This is a genomic window from Arthrobacter sp. UYCu512, assembly GCF_040547075.1.
GTDB lineage: Bacteria > Actinomycetota > Actinomycetes > Actinomycetales > Micrococcaceae > Arthrobacter.
Genome location: NZ_JBEPPA010000007.1, coordinates 1 through 15,326, shown reverse-complemented (window position 1 = coordinate 15,326; position 15,326 = coordinate 1). Strand labels below are relative to the sequence as shown.

The window sequence follows — 15,326 nt, the reverse complement described above, 5'->3', positions numbered from 1 at the left end:
GGTTCCCTGACCGGGCTTGCGAGGTCAGGGAGCGGCTGGGGCTTAGCGGCTGCGGCGTTCGTTCGACGCCGGAGCGGACGCCCGGCGGGGTCCGCCGCTGCGTGCCGGACGGCCTTCGCTGGACCTGCCGTTGCCGCCGCCCGCGTAGGACCCGCCCGAGGTGCCACCGGTGTTCGAAGACCAAACAGCCGAGTTCGCTCCGGTCTTGCTTCCAGCGGGCTTGGCGCCGGCGGCTGCCCGCTGGCCCGTAGCCGGACGCCCGCCGCGCTGGCCGCCAGCGGCAGCACCCGTGCGGGGTGCGCCGCTGCGGGGTGCGCCGCTGCGGGGAGCCGAAGCGCCCCGGGCGTCGCTGCGTCCTTCGGCGGCCCGTCCGTCCGAACCGCGGCCGGCCGCAGCGCGGCCACCTGCAGCGGGAACATCGTTACGGTGCGCGCCGTATGAGGTGGAGCGGGCCCGGGCGCTGCGGCGTTCTGCACGCTCGGCATCCATCCGGTCCTCGTTCCGCTCGATCACACGATCTGCGGCGTTACGCGCAGCAGCCTGGCCTTCGTAGGCCACGGCGCGGCGCTCGGCCCGGGGAAGATCGGTGCGGGGAGCTTCAGTTCCAACGCGTCCGCGGCCGCCGCGGCCACCACGGCCACCGGCGGTGGGTGCCGCCTGGGTAGTGCGGCGGGCGCGCTTACGCTCGGCGTTGGCACCGGTGGAACTGCCGCCGCCCTGGTTGGACTTGGCAGCCAGCAGCGCGGCGCGGGTGCGCGGATCAATCTTGTCGGCCATGTCGCCCACCAGCTCGGCAACCAACGGGGAGTTGGCGGTGACGCGCTCGAAGTTGACGTCGACGCCGGCAGCCTTCATCAGCTTCTTGACGTCGGACTGCTGCTCCGGCAGGGTCAGCGTGACCACTGTGCCGTCGGAACCGGCGCGGGCGGTACGGCCCGAGCGGTGCAGGTAAGCCTTGTGCTCCGTGGGCGGATCCACGTGGATGACCAGCTCGACGTCGTCGACGTGGACGCCGCGGGCTGCGACATCGGTGGCGACCAGGACGCGGACCTCGCCGGAGGAGAACTCGGCCAGGTTGCGGTCACGGGCATTCTGCGAGAGGTTGCCGTGCAGGTCGACGGCGGGGATACCGGCGTCGGTCAGGGTCTTGGCAAGCTTGCGGGCGTGGTGCTTGGTGCGCAGGAAGAGCACCCGGCGGCCGGAACCCGAGGCAAGCTCAACAATCAGCTGCTTCTTGACGGTCTGGTCGTTGACCACCAGCACGTGGTGCTCCATGGTGGTGACCGCGGCCTGTGACTCATCCACGGCGTGGGTCAGCGGGTTGGACAGGTACCGCTGGACGATCTTGTCCACGCCGTTGTCCAGGGTGGCGGAGAACAGCATGCGCTGGCCCTGGCTGGGGGTCATGTCCATCAGCTTCTTGACCACCGGGAGGAAGCCGAGGTCGGCCATGTGGTCGGCCTCATCGAGGACGGTAATCTCGACGCCCTCGAGGGTCAGGATGCGTTGGCGGATCAGGTCCTCCAGGCGGCCCGGGCAGGCGATGACGATGTCGACGCCGGCGCGCAGTGCCTTTTCCTGGCGGGCCTGGGAGATACCGCCGTAGATCACTGTGGTGTTCAGTCCCATGGCCTTGGCCATCGGCTCGATCGTGGCATTCAGCTGGGTGGCCAGTTCGCGGGTCGGGGCCAGGACCAGGCCCATCGGGCGGCCGGGCTTGCGGAAGTGCTTCGCTTCCCGCTCAGCGAGTCGTGCTACAAGCGGGATGGCAAAGGCAATGGTTTTTCCGGAGCCGGTTCGGCCGCGGCCCAGGACGTCGCGTCCGGCCAGGGTGTCCGGCAGCGTCTTGACCTGGATGGGGAACGGTTCCACGATCCCCTGGGCGGTCAGGGTGTCGGCCAGCGCTTTGGGCGTGCCGAGGGCAGCAAATGTAGTCATAGGTTTCAAAGTCTTTCAGGCGGTATCCGTGCGGATATCGGCCCCCGGCGCCGGTTGGCTCAGGGGTTCGCCGAAGAAAAGTCAGGTGATCAACCGGCCAGCTGCTGGGTAAGCCGGCGGCCGGGACCAAATAGAACGCGTTCATCGACGCAGGATGTGCCTCTCACATGAAAAAACCCACTCCCTGAACGAAAACCGAAAGGAATCCGGCAGGGGAACCGGTTGATGAACCGGACCGATCATTCAAGACCAAAGTGGGCATCACTGCACATCAAGTTCACCTAGTCTATCATCCGGCAAGGCCAGAGCCGTTTCCTGCCCCAGCTGAGCACCCCGGGGCCAGGAACAGCGGGATGTGCGAGGGCGGCCGGGCCGGTAGCTGCGCGGCGGCCGGAATGTTCGCCGCCTCCGCCCGCAGGACCAGCAGCGCCTCCGTGTCGATCAGCTTGCGGGCTCCGGTCCGCTCGTCCAGGATCCAGAACAAGTCCATGGCCGCCACCGTCCGGATTACCTCACCCCGATGGAAGAGTTTCCCGTTGTGCCACGCCTCAATCCGGTCCCCCACCGACAGCTCCGCGCACGAATGAACCTGCCGCGCACCCCCTGCAGTCATTGCCCGTTCCCTCCCGGATCTTGTTCCTAGGTCCGGCTCCAGAGTCCCCCGCCGACGTTTCGCGAGCGTTTCCGGGCCGTGATTTTTGTGTGTCAATATTTCGGCAGCTCCGCTTTACCGGTGTCCCCGGCTGCCTTCCCCTGCCATGATGTGGGAAGGAACACACGAGCGGCGAGGACAGCAATGGCAGAGCACAATCATCCCGAGCACACCGACAACAGCGGCGCCGCCCAGATGTGGGACGAGCGGTACCGCAGCAGGGACAGGATCTGGAGCGGGCAGCCGAACCCGCAACTCATCGCCGAAGCCGCTGCCCTTCCGCCCGGAACGGCTCTGGACCTGGGCTGCGGCGAGGGCGCGGACGCCATTTGGCTCGCCAGCCGCGGCTGGGAAGTGTCCGGCGTCGACGTCTCCGCTGTCGCCTTGGAACGGGCCGGTGCCCATGCGCGGGAACGCGGCCAAAGCGGGAGCATCACCTGGCTCCGGCAGGACCTCAGCACCTGGGTGCCCACCGAGCTCTTTGATCTGGTGACGGCCCAGTTCCTGCATTCCACCGTGATGCCCTGGCAGCAGGCGCTGCAGCTGGCGGCCGCAGCAGTGCGTACCGGAGGGACGCTGCTTATTGTTGGCCACCACCCGGACGGGTTGCCGCCGTGGAGCCAACACCACGACCACTCACCGGAACGGTTCTATACCGCCGAAGACCTGGCCCGCGAGTTGGGGATTGCGGCGCCGGAATGGCAGCTCGACGTCGTCGACACCCGCCATCGCAGTGCCACCGGGCCTGACGGCGAGGCAGCCGCGCTGACCGACGCCGTACTGCGCGCCACCCGGCTGGCAGCCCGTTAGGCAGGCGGACGTACACGGCGGTTCAGGGTCTAAGCCCGCTTGTTGTTTCGCTCGTGCACGAGCGACAAGGCCAGCTTGGGACACAGCTGGACGGCGTCCCGCGCGGCTTCCAGGCTTCCCGCGCTGACAGGGACGTCGGTGCGGTTGCCGGACCGGCTCCGCCGCGGCACCGGGTAGCCCCAATCGTCGCGGGCCAGCAACGCCGGCAGCAGCTCGGTGCACAGCCCGCGGCCGTCGCATTTGGTCCAATCGATATGCAGCGAGTCGCTCATGCCGCACGTCCGCCCTGCCGCAGGCAACGGCCGGTGAGATGGGCCTTGACATCGTCGGCAAAGATGTCCAATGCGCTGCTGACCAGTTGGACGGTGCCGTCGGGATGATGGCAGGCACCTCGGCCGGAGACGAGTTTGCCGAGCCGGTTCAGCTCCCCGGTCAGCCGCGGGTTGGGTTCACCGGAGGCAATCCGGTTCAGGACGCCGGCCATGGCGGGAAGGCCAAACATACACGGTCCGCATTGTTGGGCGGATTCCCCCGCCAAATAGCTAAGGATCCGTGCCGTGGCCGCCAGCCCGCACTGGTCCGCGGGCAGCGCATGGATCACGCCGGCCCCGGGGCGCACCGTCTGCCCGTCCGGGCCGGCGGGCGATATCCGGTAGTCCAGCGGCCTGACCCAACGGCCGTGATATCCGCCGACCAACACGGCGGAGAGGGAACGGGCGTCAATTCCGGCGTCGCGAAGGATCACGCCGAGGGCAGCGTTTCCGGCAACCTCCTGCACTTGTGCCGGCCCCGGTCCGGAGACCGTGACGAGGCGGGTGCCGGGGTCCGCCGGTGACCCTGCGCTGCGGAACCAATCGGCACCATAGCGGGCGATGAGACCGATGTGGGCCAGCGTCTCGACATTCAGAACCAGGGTGGGGCGGCCTTTGAGCCCGGATTCGGCCAGCCGGCGCCGCTTGTCCAGCGGACGGGCGGCACCGGTGGCAATGGCATTGACCGCGGCGCTGGCTTCCCCGGCGATGAAAGCCTCCGGTGCCTGAACCAACCGGATCCGGCGTGCTGCCGGCCGCTCGGCAATCGCAGGTGCCGCCTCATCGAGGCTCCCTGACGCTGCGTAGAGGTACATCTGCGAGCCTGCCACTGCGCGGTTGGCCACCAGCAAGCCGTCAATCACCAGGTGCGGGGCATTGGCCAGCAGCGTCCGGTCCTTGAAACTGAGGGGTTCGCCCTCGGCTCCGTTGGCAATCACCACCGGACGCGCCGGCAGGATTCCGGCCGAGCGGGATTCCGCAGTCACCGCCATCTTGCGCCAGGAGGCGAACGAAGCACCGCCCCGCCCGGTCAGCCCGGAGGCTTCCAGCACACGGATAAAGTCCGGTCCGATCGCTTCAATATCCAGTGGCCCAAAGGCCTCGAGATGGTCCTGCAGTCCAGCGTGCGCCCCGGCGGCGAAGAGCCGGTAGGTCCCCACCGGCGCCTGGGGCCGGAGAGCTTCGGCAAGCGAGGTGTTGGGCGGGGTCATGGCAGGCCTCCTTGACGGGCTTTGGACGTTTCGAGGAAGACGGCGGAAAGCCGCCAGATTACGGCGCCGCCGACAGCCGCCACCGACGCTGTGGCCAGAATCAGGAACCACGCGCCGGTCCCGTCGGTGCCGTTGCCGATAGCGTGGGCCAGCGCGATGGGCCAGACTGCGTAGCTAAGCAAATGGACGGCCTTGAAGGTTCGTTGCCCGATGCGATGGCGGAGCAGCCCCGTAATGACAATGGCAAGCACGAGGTCCAGGGCAACCGTTCCCAGCCCCTGCCAAAACGGCCGATAGCCACTGAGGAACGGGACAACCACATCGACCACGTTGAGCTTGGCGAAGGAATCCAGCAGCAGCGACCCCACGTGCAGGCCAAGGAATACCGAGGCGAGGACGGCGAAGTTGCGGTGCAGGAGGGTGACGGAGAACCGCGGCAGGATCAGCAGCGGCCTGCCCGAACGGGTCAGGATGCCCAGCAATACCGTTGCTGTGAACAAAGCCAGGGAGATAAAGCCGCTCACCCGCCCAAAAGCCCACATGGCCTCATCCACGGTGGTGGCCTCCCAACGCCGTCGGCTGCTCGCTGGGCCACCCACCGGTGGTGATGATCCGTCCTTGCTGGTCAACAAAACGGCCGGCAATGCCCCGGTCCCGGAACCAGTCCACGGCACGAAAACCCCGGACGACGCCGGCGGTACTGAACGCGTTGGCCTCCAGGCACGTCGGGGCCGCGACTGTGACGGAGCGCCACACAGTTTCGGCGGGGAGGCCGAAGCGCGGATCCAGGATGTGGTGGACCTGCGCACCCGCGTGCTGCCACCGTCGTTTCTGGGTGCTGGAGGTGGCCATCGCGGATCCCGCACCGAGGCTCAACTGCTGGGCCGGATCGTCATTGACATCCTGGACGAGCACCTGCCACCCGCCGTCCGGTGCCGGACCGGCAGTGGCCAGGTCCCCGCCAAAGCAGGCCAACACACCGCAGCCCAACTCGGAGTAGACCTGATCGGCCGCCCGATCCGCGGCGATGGCCTTGGCGGTGGCGCCAAGGTCCAGGCGGATGTCGCCAGGGACTTTCAGAGTCCGCCCGTCGATGCTAATGCGGGTCCATCCTGCGCGCGCCCTGGCAACGGGATGCCCCGCAGGGCCCGAAGCCGTCCCGCGCCCGCCGCGGGGGAACAGCCTGACGCTCACGATGTCCCGGTCGTAGCCCAGGGCTTCCAAGTCCCTGCCCAAGGTGGGATCAACGTCGCCCTCGGTCCAGAGGGCGGCGTCGAGGGCGCGTTCGACGAGCAGCGCCAGCAGCGGGCTGACCTGGGCGCCCGCGGCAAGTTGCGGACCCAGCCTGGCCAGTTCCGAATCGTGCCTGAACCGGCTGCAAGCAACGTCAATATCGGCGAGGGTCCGCCGGACAATGCCAGCGGCCGCTGTGAGCGCGCCCGGTTCGGTTACGGTGACGCCGGCTTCCAGGCCCCAGACGGTCCATGATGCGCTGGCAGTCATTTCAGGATCCCGACGATTTGCCGTGGACGGCTCCGCCGCTGCCCGGCTGCACGGGTGTTATTCCGGAGTAGCTTTTGATCTGGCGCCCACTACTGCTATTCGAACTGCCGCTCCCGGTGGACGACGAACCGGTGGACCCGGTGCTGGTGGTGGCTGCCGTCTTCGTGCTTGGGGTGGCGGCGTAGACGACAGCCGATGCGATCCCCGCGGTCACAAGGCTGCCCGCCGCGACGGTGACGGTGATGCCGGCGGCCAGTCGTTTGCCGCTGCTTCGAGTGTCCATGGCCTGCTCCTAGAATTCCGCGGTGAGAATGCCGCTACCTCAATAGTCCTCCCGGATTCTTTGTGTTTTCTTAGACAATGCTGTCCCCCGGATTTGAGTCTTCCCGGCTTGTCAGCGGCCGGCGAAGCGCTCAGGCAAGCGGCAGGGTGACCACAATAGAGGCCCCGCCCTCCGGTGGATGCGGCTCTACGCGCACGGTTCCGTGGTGCAGCGAGACAATCTCGGCCACAAGCGCCAGCCCAAGCCCGTAATGGCGCGGCTTCCCGGTGGCGGGAGCCTCGGGGCGGGCGGAGGCGAACCGTTCAAAGGCGCGCGCCTCTGTCCCGGCGGCAAAGCCGGCTCCGTCGTCGGTGACCCGAAGCACTGCGTCCCTGCCGCGGGTACTGACGCTGATGCGGACTGCGGTCCTGGCGTGGTCCAGTGCATTGGAAATGAGCGCGGTGAAGACCCGGCCCAGCGACACCGCGGACCCGCGGACGACGACGGGCTCCTGCGGGAACTCTGTTTCCAGCCGGAGGGACTGTGACTCTGCCTGCCCGCCGGCAAGGGCTGCGGCGCCGCCCCCGACGACACAAAGGTTGACCGGTGTGAAGTCTGCCGCTCCCCGGGGGTCGGCCGCCATCAGCAAGTCGTCCAGGATCCCTGTCAGCAGCTTTGAGTCATTGACGATGCCTTCGACGCCTTTCGCGATCTCCTGCGGTGCCGGAGCCGCACCGGAGCCCATCAGCCGCCGGCGCAGCAGCTGCGCCCTGGTGCTAAGCAACGTCAACGGAGTCCGCAGTTCGTGGCTGGCGTCGGCGATGAACCGGCGCTGCAGTGCCACACTCTCCACCAGCGGAAGCATGGCACGCCTTGCCATCCATACGGAAGCGGCTGCGGCGAGGACCGCGGCGGCCGCTCCGGCAACCACCAGTGCGAGGATCAGCCGGTCCGACTCCTCCTGCCGTTCTCGCTGGTCGACGGCGGCCTGGACCACCCTGCCGTCGTGGAAAGCGGTTAAAACGGCATAGGTCCGGCCCGCTACCTGGACTTTCCCCCGTTCGCTCCCGCCGGCCACACTCACGCGGGAGATGGCAGCGACGTCCGGCAGTCCTGCCGGCATGTTGCGTGAAACACTCAGCTGGCCGTTGCTGGAGATGGCCAGGAAGACGTCCAGCGGGGCATCCCGGGTTGAGTCAATCAGGGTGGCCCCCACCAGTTTCCGGTTGTCTGCTTCATCGGCGCCGGCGGCCACGACGGAGAGCATAAGTCCACCCATAAGCGCGAGCAGAACCACGATAAGCGCAGCGAACTGAACGGCGAGCCGCACCACCGCGCCCTTCGAGTCAGTGCTGGCACGGGACCTCAACGGATTTCTCCGAGCCGGTAGCCGACTCCGCGGACTGTCAGCACCGAGGACCGGCCCAGTTTCTTCCGCAGGTAGTGCACGTAGGTGTCCACGACGCCGTCGTCGTCGGCATCCGGGAATACCGCGCTGACAAGGCCTTCCCGGGTGAAGATCTGGCGGGGGCTGCGGGCCAGCTGGGCCAGCAGCTCACTTTCCCGCTCGGACAGGACAATGACCGTTCCGGTGGCTGAGGTGACCGTGCGGCCGTCAACGTCCAGCATGCCGCCCGGGACCCGGACGGCGCCGGCCCGCGTCGGATGGCGGCGCAGCAGGGACCGCAGCCGGGCAAGGAGCTCGTCGACGTCGAAGGGTTTGCCCAGGTAATCCTCCGCGCCCCGGTCAAGGCCTTCCACGCGGTCCGCAGGATTGCTCAGCGCAGAGAGGATAAGTGCAGGGGCATCCACGCCGCGGTCCCGAAGCCGCTCAAGAACGTCCAGTCCTTCGATGGCCGGGAGCCCCCGATCCATCAGCAGCACGTCGAACTCCTGGCTGAGACCCTCATGCAGGGCGCGTTGCCCGTCCTGGGCCAGCACCACGGTGTAGCCCTCGCCCGCAAGCAGCTCGCTGAGCATTGCGGCCAGGCTTGAATCGTCTTCCACCAGCAGCACCCTCGGCCCAACCGTCATGGTCTGAAGTATAGGTCCGGCGCCAGCGCCGGAGCCGTGCGGGGGTGCCGTGCGCGGCTGGCCCGCGGGGGTGCCCTGCGGCGGTGCCGTGCGGGGCTGGCCCGGCCACCCAGCTCGCGGCAACCGGGCAACATAAGGGCGGACGCCGGGCCCTAACCCTTCGACCTCCCCCGGCCGGGCCTCGCCGATGCCTGCGGCGCGGCCACCCGCGGGGCGACCACGACGACGGCGGCGGCGATCACCGCTGTAAGCGCGAAGACGCCGGCAAAGGAGGCCGCCAGCGCGCCCGCCGTGGTGAACGCGGAAAAGACAATTCCCGTGGTGGCGAGGGACAGGGCACCGCCGAGCGAGTCGGAAATGGACATCGCGGAGCTGTTGAAGCCCTCGTTCTGCTTGCTGGACAGGCCCAGGGTCATCACGCTGAGGCGGGCGTACATCAGCCCCATGCCGCCTCCGGCGAGTACCCACGCGGCGATCGCGACGACGGCTGGCCAGCCGAGGACCGTGGTCACCAGCACCAGGGCGATTGCGGCAAGCACCAACGCCGCGCCGATTCGGACTGCTCGGCGGTGATCCAGGCGCTCCCCGAGCCGGCCCTGGACTGCGGAGCCGGCGGCCCAGGCGACGGCGCCGCCGGTCAGGGTGAGCCCGGCGAAAGTGGGTGTGAAGGAGTATCGCTCCACCAGCAGGTAGGGCAGGTAAACCTCGGCGCCGAAAAACGAAGCAGCCGCTAAGCCGCGGGTGAGGATGACGCTGGGGAGGCCGCGTTGGGCGGTCAAAGTGCCCTGCGGCACCAGCGGGCGGACGGCGATCAGGGCCACGGCCACGGCGGCAACGGCCACGACTCCGCCGGCCACCGGAAGCCGGACGGAGAGGTTCAAGCCGAGGACGGCGAGCGCCGCGAGGGTAGCCCACGCAAGCCGGCCATAGCCCCAGGCCTTCCGCGCACCGCCAGTGGACATGTCCACCGGCGGTGCGCCTTCCGGGATGTCGGCGTCGGGCGTGCCGTGCAGTCCGCGCAGTGCCGGCACAATCATGAGCAGGGCCGGAACCACAAGCCCCACTACGCCCAGGAAGACCCAGTGCCAACTGGCCAGCTGCGCCACGAGGCCGGCGGCGAAGGGGCCCACCAGCGAAGGAATCACCCAGGCCGCGGAAAAAGCGGCGAAAATCTTCGGGTGCAGTGCCCGCGGATAAACCCGGGCGATCACGACATACAGCGCCACCGTAATTGCGCCGCCGCCGAGGCCTTGGACCAGGCGGCCTGCCACGAGGGCCGGCATACTCCCGGCCGTTCCGGCGGCCAGCAGCCCAACCGCAAACATGGCCACGGACGCGTACAGCGGCCCCACCGGGCCGTGCCTGTCAGACCAGTTGCCAGCGGCCACCATGCCAATAACGCCCGTGGCGAACGGCCCGGCAAACGCCAGGGCGTAGAGGGCAGCCCCATCCAGCTCACGGCTGACCACCGGCATGATCGTGGTCACCGCCAGCGATTCGAAAGCGGCCAGGAACACCAAGGCGCAGGCACCCAGGGTCACGAGTAAATAGTCGCGGTCGAAGATGCCTGCTGAATTTAGGCTCGAAACGCGGGCGGGTCGGAGTGCGGGCATGGCCTGATCGGTGGTCAGGGACGCAGCTCTAAAACATCAACCAAAACTGAGGTAGTGCCGGTCCGGGGGTTTGCTGGAGCTTTCAACGAATAACGCCAGAAGGTTAAGGGAAGCATGCCACAGCAGGCCCTTCGCGCCCTAGCGCGGGATTCCCGGCTCACGCTGCCGCAGCGCCAGCGCGGCGGTCACGGCCGCGGACGGCGAATGCAGCCATTTAGTGAAGCCGGCGTCCGGCGCTTCCAGGTTTAAAGTCACATCCGGGGTGCTGGGCATCAGACGGTGGTCAGCACGGGGGCGGTGAGCTTGCCGTCGCGCATGGTGGCGACCGAGTCGGTCAGCGGGACGAATTCGGTGTCGTGGGTGACCATAACGGTGGCGACCATAAAGTCGTCGGTGACACGGCGCAGGAGCCGGACGATCGAGCCGCTGCGTTCGTGGTCCAGGGCCGCGGTGGGTTCGTCCACGAGCAGGACCTTGGGATCGCCCATCAGGGCGCGGGCGATGTTGACCCGCTGGCGCTGGCCGCCGGAGAGCTGGTGCGGCCGTTTGTCCGCACTCGAGGAGAGTCCGACGACGTCGAGCAGTTCCGCGGCTTTCGCACGGGCGGCTTTGACGGACTTTCCGCGCAGGTGATCGCCGATGATGAGTTGTTCGGCGGCCGTCAGGGACGCGAGCAGGTTCGGTTGCTGGAAGATGATGCCGATCTTCTCCCGACGCAGCGCGGTGAGGTCCTTGTCGCCGAGCCCGGTGGCGTCAGTTCCGTCGATGATCACGAGGCCACGGGTGGGGCGGACGAGGGTGGCGGCGGCGGCGAGGAGACTGGATTTGCCGGAACCTGACGGACCGACGAGGGAGACCATCTGACCCGCCTGTACGGTGAGGTTCACGGCGTCAAGGGCCTTGATGGTTCCGTCCCCGTCCGGGTATTCGAGGCTGACGTTGACGAGGTGGAGGGGACCGCGCTCGGAGGTGCGGGAGCTGGAGGTAGAGGACATGGTGTTGTTTCCTTTCAAAATGTGCACGGGCCGGGATCTGCGCTGCGGACGCGGCCAGGCGTCCGGGGAGGTTTTAGTTCCCGCCGAGGGCGATGAGGGCGTCGACCTTGGTGACGCGGCGGACCGCCAGCGCCGCTCCGGCAAGGCCGAGGGCGATGATTCCAAGGATGGGCAGGAGTGTTGTTGCGGGGTTGACCAGGAAGGGGGCTGCCTGGGCGGCGAAGAAGCCGCCGAGGATGCCGATCCCGCCGCCGAGTCCGGCCCCGGCCAGCAGCACGACAGCGGCCTGGGTGATGGCGTCACGCAGGATGTAGGCACTTGATCCGCCCATCGCCTTCAGCACGGCGATGTCGCGGGTCCGCTGGACGGTCCATACGGTCAGGAAGGCCACGATGACCAGGGCGGAGATGCCGTAGAGGAACGCCTGCATCAGAAGCAGGGAGCCGTTCTCGCTCTTGTAGGACCCCAGTGCCTGGAAGGATCCGGTGCGTGTCGCACTTACGGTGCGGGCTGCTGCGTTCGCGGCTGCCTCGTCAACGGAGGCGCCGTCGTTGTAGGTGACGGCGGCGACGGTTCCGAGCTGCTCCGGGTCGCTCAGGTGGGCCAGCTTCGACCAGGCGGGAAGCGCTGTCCAGACGACGCTGGTGTGCGAGTACCACTGGTCCTCGACCACTGCACTGACGGTCAGTTCGATTCCCCCGACGCTGGCCCTGTCCCCGATTGTCATGGAAAGGGCTTTGGCGACGGTTTTGCCGATCACCACGGTGTCCGCGGTGACCCGGGACGGCGCCAGCCGGGCGTCCGGCGAGACACCGAAGACTGCGACGTTGGTGGTGCCGGTACCCGCCCCGGTATCCGCGGCCACGGCCTGGAACCGGGTCTGGCTGATGCCCACTGCCTCCGCGTTCCGGACGCCGGCCCGGTTTCTCCAGCTGTCGAGCTGGGCGGCGGTGACTTCGCTTTCGGTGAAGGAGGCCTTGGGCTCGTTGGTGCCCGGGGCGCCAAAGACGATGCTGTCCACTGCCTTGGCGTCGACTCCCCCGCCGTTGGTGGCGCCGAGTTTGTCAATGGCCGACGTCGACTGGTCGCCCAGCCCGGCTGTGAGTCCCGAGAGCATAACGAGCAGCAGGGTGATCAGGGCAACGACGCCGCCCATCAGGGCAAACCTGCCCTTGGCGAAGCGGATATCGCGGATGGCAAGAAACACGTTTGTTCTTCTTTCAGTGGGTGAGGCGGTGGCCGGAAAAGCTCCTAGATCCACTCTCCCGCGGGCAGGCGGCGGCGCCATCGTGCAGTTGATTGAGCCGCGGTCGAAGAATGGTTGAGCCCCGGGTCAACCATTTGATTGATCCGGCCCGGGCCGGGCAGGCATAAGCTGATCCAATGCCTGCCACGGAACCACTCCACGCCCGGAACGGGACCGGTCTTAGCCGACCCGGCGACCCGCTTCGCGGACTGGACGCTGCGCCCTCCGTTGCGATCCTGCGCGTACTGAGGGTCACCCTGCACGTCGGCTTCGCCGCCCTGCTCGGAGTGGCTGTCCTGAGGCTCCTGGTGTCCAATGAGAGGGACCCCGGGCGGTATGCCTTGGCCGGGACAGCGCTTGTTCTGGCCGGGGTTTACCTCACCGGCACCATGATGGAAAAGCGCTTCGCCGCCGGCAGCACAGAGCGCGATCCGCGCCGCTACGGTGTCCTGTGGCTGGGAATCGTCACCGCTTTGTGGGCCCTCCTGCTGGCCGGAAGTTCCGACTTCGCATGGCTGGCTTTCCCGCTCTTCTTCCTGCATTTGCACCTGTTGCCGCGACCGGTGGCGCTGCCGATGATCGCGCTGATGACGATCGCGGTGATTGCGGCCCAGTGGGGGGCCAGCGGACTTCCCGCCCCGCAGCTCGCCGTGGTCCTTGGTCCGCTGTTTGGCGCGGCGTTTTCGGTCGTGACCGGGCTGGCCTACCGTGCCCTGTACCGCGAAGCCGAGAACCAGCGCCGTGCAGCCGATGAACTCCGCCGGACCCGTGCGGAGCTGGCAGCAACCCAGCACGACGCCGGTGTCCTGGCCGAACGCGAGCGGCTGGCCCGGGAAATCCACGACACCCTTGCCCAGGGGCTCTCCAGCATTGTGCTGGTGGCCCGCGCGGCCGAAAAGTCGCTCGCCGCCGGGGACACGGCCACCGCGGCGGCACGTTTCGCGCTGGTGCAGCAGACAGCCTCGGAGAACCTCGCCGAAGCCCGGAACTTCGTCCGCGGACTATCGTCCCCTCATCTGCAGGAAACCTCCCTGGTGGAAACCCTTCGCAGGCTCTGCGACACCACGGAGACCAGCTCCGCGGCCGGGGGCGTTGGGCTGCGGTGCCGGTTCGAGCTCGACGGGACCCCCGCGGAGCTGCCGCAGCCGTACCGGGTGACCCTGCTCCGGGCAGCCCAGGCCAGCCTCGCCAACGTCAGGGACCACGCGAAAGCGGGCAACGCAGTTGTGACCGTCGCGTTTCTGGGCAGTGAAGTCACCATGGACATCTACGACGACGGCATCGGCTTCGACCCCGCCGGGTTGGCTGCCCGGATGAACGAACGGACGGATGGAAGCGGTTTCGGAATCCGGTCACTTCAGGAAAGGGTCACGGCGCTCAACGGCTCGCTCGAGATCGAATCAGCCCCCGGGGAGGGTACGGTGGTGGCCATCCGGCTGCCACTGGACGACGCCCCGGAGAGGGAACAACAATGAACGAGATCCGCATCCTGCTGGTCGATGACCACCCCGTTGTCAGGGCGGGGCTGCGGGCCATGCTCACCGAATTCGAGGGCATCTCGGTGGCAGCCGAAGCAGCCGACGGCGACGCAGCGCTCAAGGAACTCAAACGGTTGAAAACCCTGGGCGACCGCGTGGATGTTGTGCTGATGGACCTGCAAATGGGCGCAGGCATGGACGGAGTCACAGCGACCTCGCAGATCAAGCTGCTGGAGGCCGCCCCGCCGGTCCTGATCCTGACCACGTACGACACGGATGCGGACATCCTGGCCGCCGTCGAGGCGGGGGCCAGCGGCTACATGCTCAAGGATGCACCGCCAGAACAGATCCGGCAGGCCGTGCTGGCTGCCGCCGCCGGACAGACTGCCCTGGCTCCCAAAATAGCGGCCCTGCTGATGAACCGGATCAGCAATCCCACAGCTGTCCTCACGCAGCGGGAGGTCCAACTGCTGGAATTGCTGGCGACCGGGCTCAGCAACCGCGCTATCGCGAAACAGAGCTTCATCTCGGAGGCAACCGTAAAGACGCACCTGGTGCACATCTACGGCAAACTGGGTGTGGACAACCGCACCGCAGCCATCGCGGCAGCAACCCGGCGCCGAATCATCCGGGCCCCCGGCCAGCAAGGATAGGACACCCTCGGCGCTCTTTCCGGGTCCGTCAGCCTCCGACGAAACGGTTCCGCCCGGCCCGGTAGCCGAACACCGCGGCCAGCGAACCAACCGCGAGGAAAATCACACCGGCCGCCGCGAAGGACCCGGTAGCCTGATGCAGCTGGCCGACCATCAGGGTGCCGGTGGAACCCACCCCGTAGCCCACACCCTGCATCATGCCGGACAGGTGCGCCGCGGTGTGCCCGTCGTTCGCGCAGGATCGGGGCCAGCCAAGCGAAAACGCTGAAGGACATCATGGCTTGGAGGACCATAAAGAGGGTCACCTGCCATGCCACCGCCGAGCGCCACACATTGACGCCGCCGCGCGAAGCGTGGTGGGTGCCGTGGGGCTGCCTGATGGCCAGCGGCACAAACAGCAGAAGAACAACGCCGGCGGGCAGCGCCCAGAACCGCAGCGCCGCGGTCCATTCCCGGTCGCGCTGAAGACCGGGTAGGTGAACCCTGCGCCAAGCGCAGCGGAGGCGCAGATCGCGGTGGTCTAGATGTATTAACCACGGAGGTTAGTGACGCGGCTTGCTGGTGGCTGACCCTTGAGTGAGGTGTGGCCTCGGTGATGATTGTAGTCATGGAGCCAGGCT

16 protein-coding genes and 1 pseudogene are annotated in these 15,326 nt (G+C 67.7%); 3 read left to right on the top strand and 14 right to left on the bottom strand.

All coding sequences use genetic code 11. From position 1 onward, the window contains the following. Positions 1–42 precede the first annotated feature (42 nt). Positions 43–1,938, bottom strand: coding sequence for a DEAD/DEAH box helicase (locus ABIB49_RS08775; protein WP_226775304.1), 1,896 nt, complete (start codon positions 1,936–1,938; stop codon positions 43–45). A 289-nt stretch (positions 1,939–2,227) separates the two neighbouring features. Further along, positions 2,228–2,551, bottom strand: coding sequence for a hypothetical protein (locus ABIB49_RS08770; RefSeq protein ID WP_226775303.1), 324 nt, complete (start codon positions 2,549–2,551; stop codon positions 2,228–2,230). A gap of 183 nt (positions 2,552–2,734) precedes the next feature. Between ABIB49_RS08770 and ABIB49_RS08765 the strand changes: the two genes are divergently transcribed. Next, a complete protein-coding gene (locus tag ABIB49_RS08765; protein ID WP_226775302.1) occupies positions 2,735–3,400 on the top strand; it encodes an SAM-dependent methyltransferase in 666 nt (221 codons plus the stop codon). A 29-nt stretch (positions 3,401–3,429) separates the two neighbouring features. Here the strand turns inward: ABIB49_RS08765 and ABIB49_RS08760 are convergent, their stop codons facing one another. From ABIB49_RS08760 to ABIB49_RS08710, 11 genes are all read right to left on the bottom strand, one after another. Next, the gene (locus ABIB49_RS08760; protein WP_226775301.1) at positions 3,430–3,672 is read right to left on the bottom strand and encodes a ferredoxin; all 243 of its coding nucleotides are present in this window, start codon (positions 3,670–3,672) and stop codon (positions 3,430–3,432) included. After that, on the bottom strand, positions 3,669–4,922 hold the full coding sequence (locus ABIB49_RS08755; RefSeq protein WP_226775300.1) for an NADH-ubiquinone oxidoreductase-F iron-sulfur binding region domain-containing protein: 1,254 nt from the start codon (positions 4,920–4,922) through the stop codon (positions 3,669–3,671). The genes ABIB49_RS08760 and ABIB49_RS08755 overlap by 4 nt, the downstream gene beginning before the upstream one ends. After that, positions 4,919–5,476 carry a ferric reductase-like transmembrane domain-containing protein gene (locus ABIB49_RS08750; RefSeq protein WP_226775299.1) on the bottom strand — a complete coding sequence of 186 codons (558 nt, stop codon included), beginning with the start codon at positions 5,474–5,476 and terminating at the stop codon, positions 4,919–4,921. Before ABIB49_RS08750 ends, ABIB49_RS08755 begins: the two co-directional genes overlap by 4 nt. Continuing rightward, positions 5,469–6,425, bottom strand: a complete 957-nt coding sequence (locus ABIB49_RS08745) for an FAD:protein FMN transferase (protein WP_226775298.1) — start codon at positions 6,423–6,425, stop codon at positions 5,469–5,471. Before ABIB49_RS08745 ends, ABIB49_RS08750 begins: the two co-directional genes overlap by 8 nt. Position 6,426: 1 nt before the next feature. Next, positions 6,427–6,708 carry a hypothetical protein gene (locus tag ABIB49_RS08740; RefSeq protein WP_226775297.1) on the bottom strand — a complete coding sequence of 94 codons (282 nt, stop codon included), beginning with the start codon at positions 6,706–6,708 and terminating at the stop codon, positions 6,427–6,429. A 130-nt stretch (positions 6,709–6,838) separates the two neighbouring features. Next, a complete protein-coding gene (locus ABIB49_RS08735; protein ID WP_226775296.1) occupies positions 6,839–8,056 on the bottom strand; it encodes a sensor histidine kinase in 1,218 nt (405 codons plus the stop codon). Next, positions 8,053–8,721, bottom strand: a complete 669-nt coding sequence (locus ABIB49_RS08730; protein ID WP_226775295.1) for a response regulator transcription factor — start codon at positions 8,719–8,721, stop codon at positions 8,053–8,055. Before ABIB49_RS08730 ends, ABIB49_RS08735 begins: the two co-directional genes overlap by 4 nt. Positions 8,722–8,873: 152 nt before the next feature. Further along, complete coding sequence (locus tag ABIB49_RS08725; RefSeq protein ID WP_282468041.1) at positions 8,874–10,334, bottom strand: MFS transporter; 1,461 nt, start codon at positions 10,332–10,334, stop codon at positions 8,874–8,876. 138 nt (positions 10,335–10,472) lie between these two features. Further along, the gene (locus tag ABIB49_RS08720; protein ID WP_256446903.1) at positions 10,473–10,607 is read right to left on the bottom strand and encodes a hypothetical protein; all 135 of its coding nucleotides are present in this window, start codon (positions 10,605–10,607) and stop codon (positions 10,473–10,475) included. Then, positions 10,607–11,329 (bottom strand): ABC transporter ATP-binding protein, encoded by a 723-nt coding sequence (locus tag ABIB49_RS08715; RefSeq protein WP_226775292.1) that lies wholly within the window; start codon positions 11,327–11,329, stop codon positions 10,607–10,609. Before ABIB49_RS08715 ends, ABIB49_RS08720 begins: the two co-directional genes overlap by 1 nt. A 73-nt stretch (positions 11,330–11,402) precedes the next feature. Next, complete coding sequence (locus ABIB49_RS08710; RefSeq protein ID WP_226775291.1) at positions 11,403–12,536, bottom strand: FtsX-like permease family protein; 1,134 nt, start codon at positions 12,534–12,536, stop codon at positions 11,403–11,405. Between the two features lie 176 nt (positions 12,537–12,712). Here ABIB49_RS08710 and ABIB49_RS08705 point away from each other — a divergent pair, with 176 nt between their 5' ends. Together ABIB49_RS08705 and ABIB49_RS08700 are read left to right on the top strand one after the other, a co-directional pair. Then, positions 12,713–14,050 carry a sensor histidine kinase gene (locus ABIB49_RS08705; RefSeq protein ID WP_226775290.1) on the top strand — a complete coding sequence of 446 codons (1,338 nt, stop codon included), beginning with the start codon at positions 12,713–12,715 and terminating at the stop codon, positions 14,048–14,050. Further along, on the top strand, positions 14,047–14,706 hold the full coding sequence (locus ABIB49_RS08700; RefSeq protein ID WP_226775289.1) for a response regulator transcription factor: 660 nt from the start codon (positions 14,047–14,049) through the stop codon (positions 14,704–14,706). Before ABIB49_RS08705 ends, ABIB49_RS08700 begins: the two co-directional genes overlap by 4 nt. Positions 14,707–14,734: 28 nt before the next feature. Here ABIB49_RS08700 and ABIB49_RS08695 read toward each other — a convergent pair. Further along, a pseudogene (locus ABIB49_RS08695) lies at positions 14,735–15,226 on the bottom strand (MFS transporter); the annotation flags it as partial. Between the last annotated feature and the right edge of the window lie 100 nt (positions 15,227–15,326).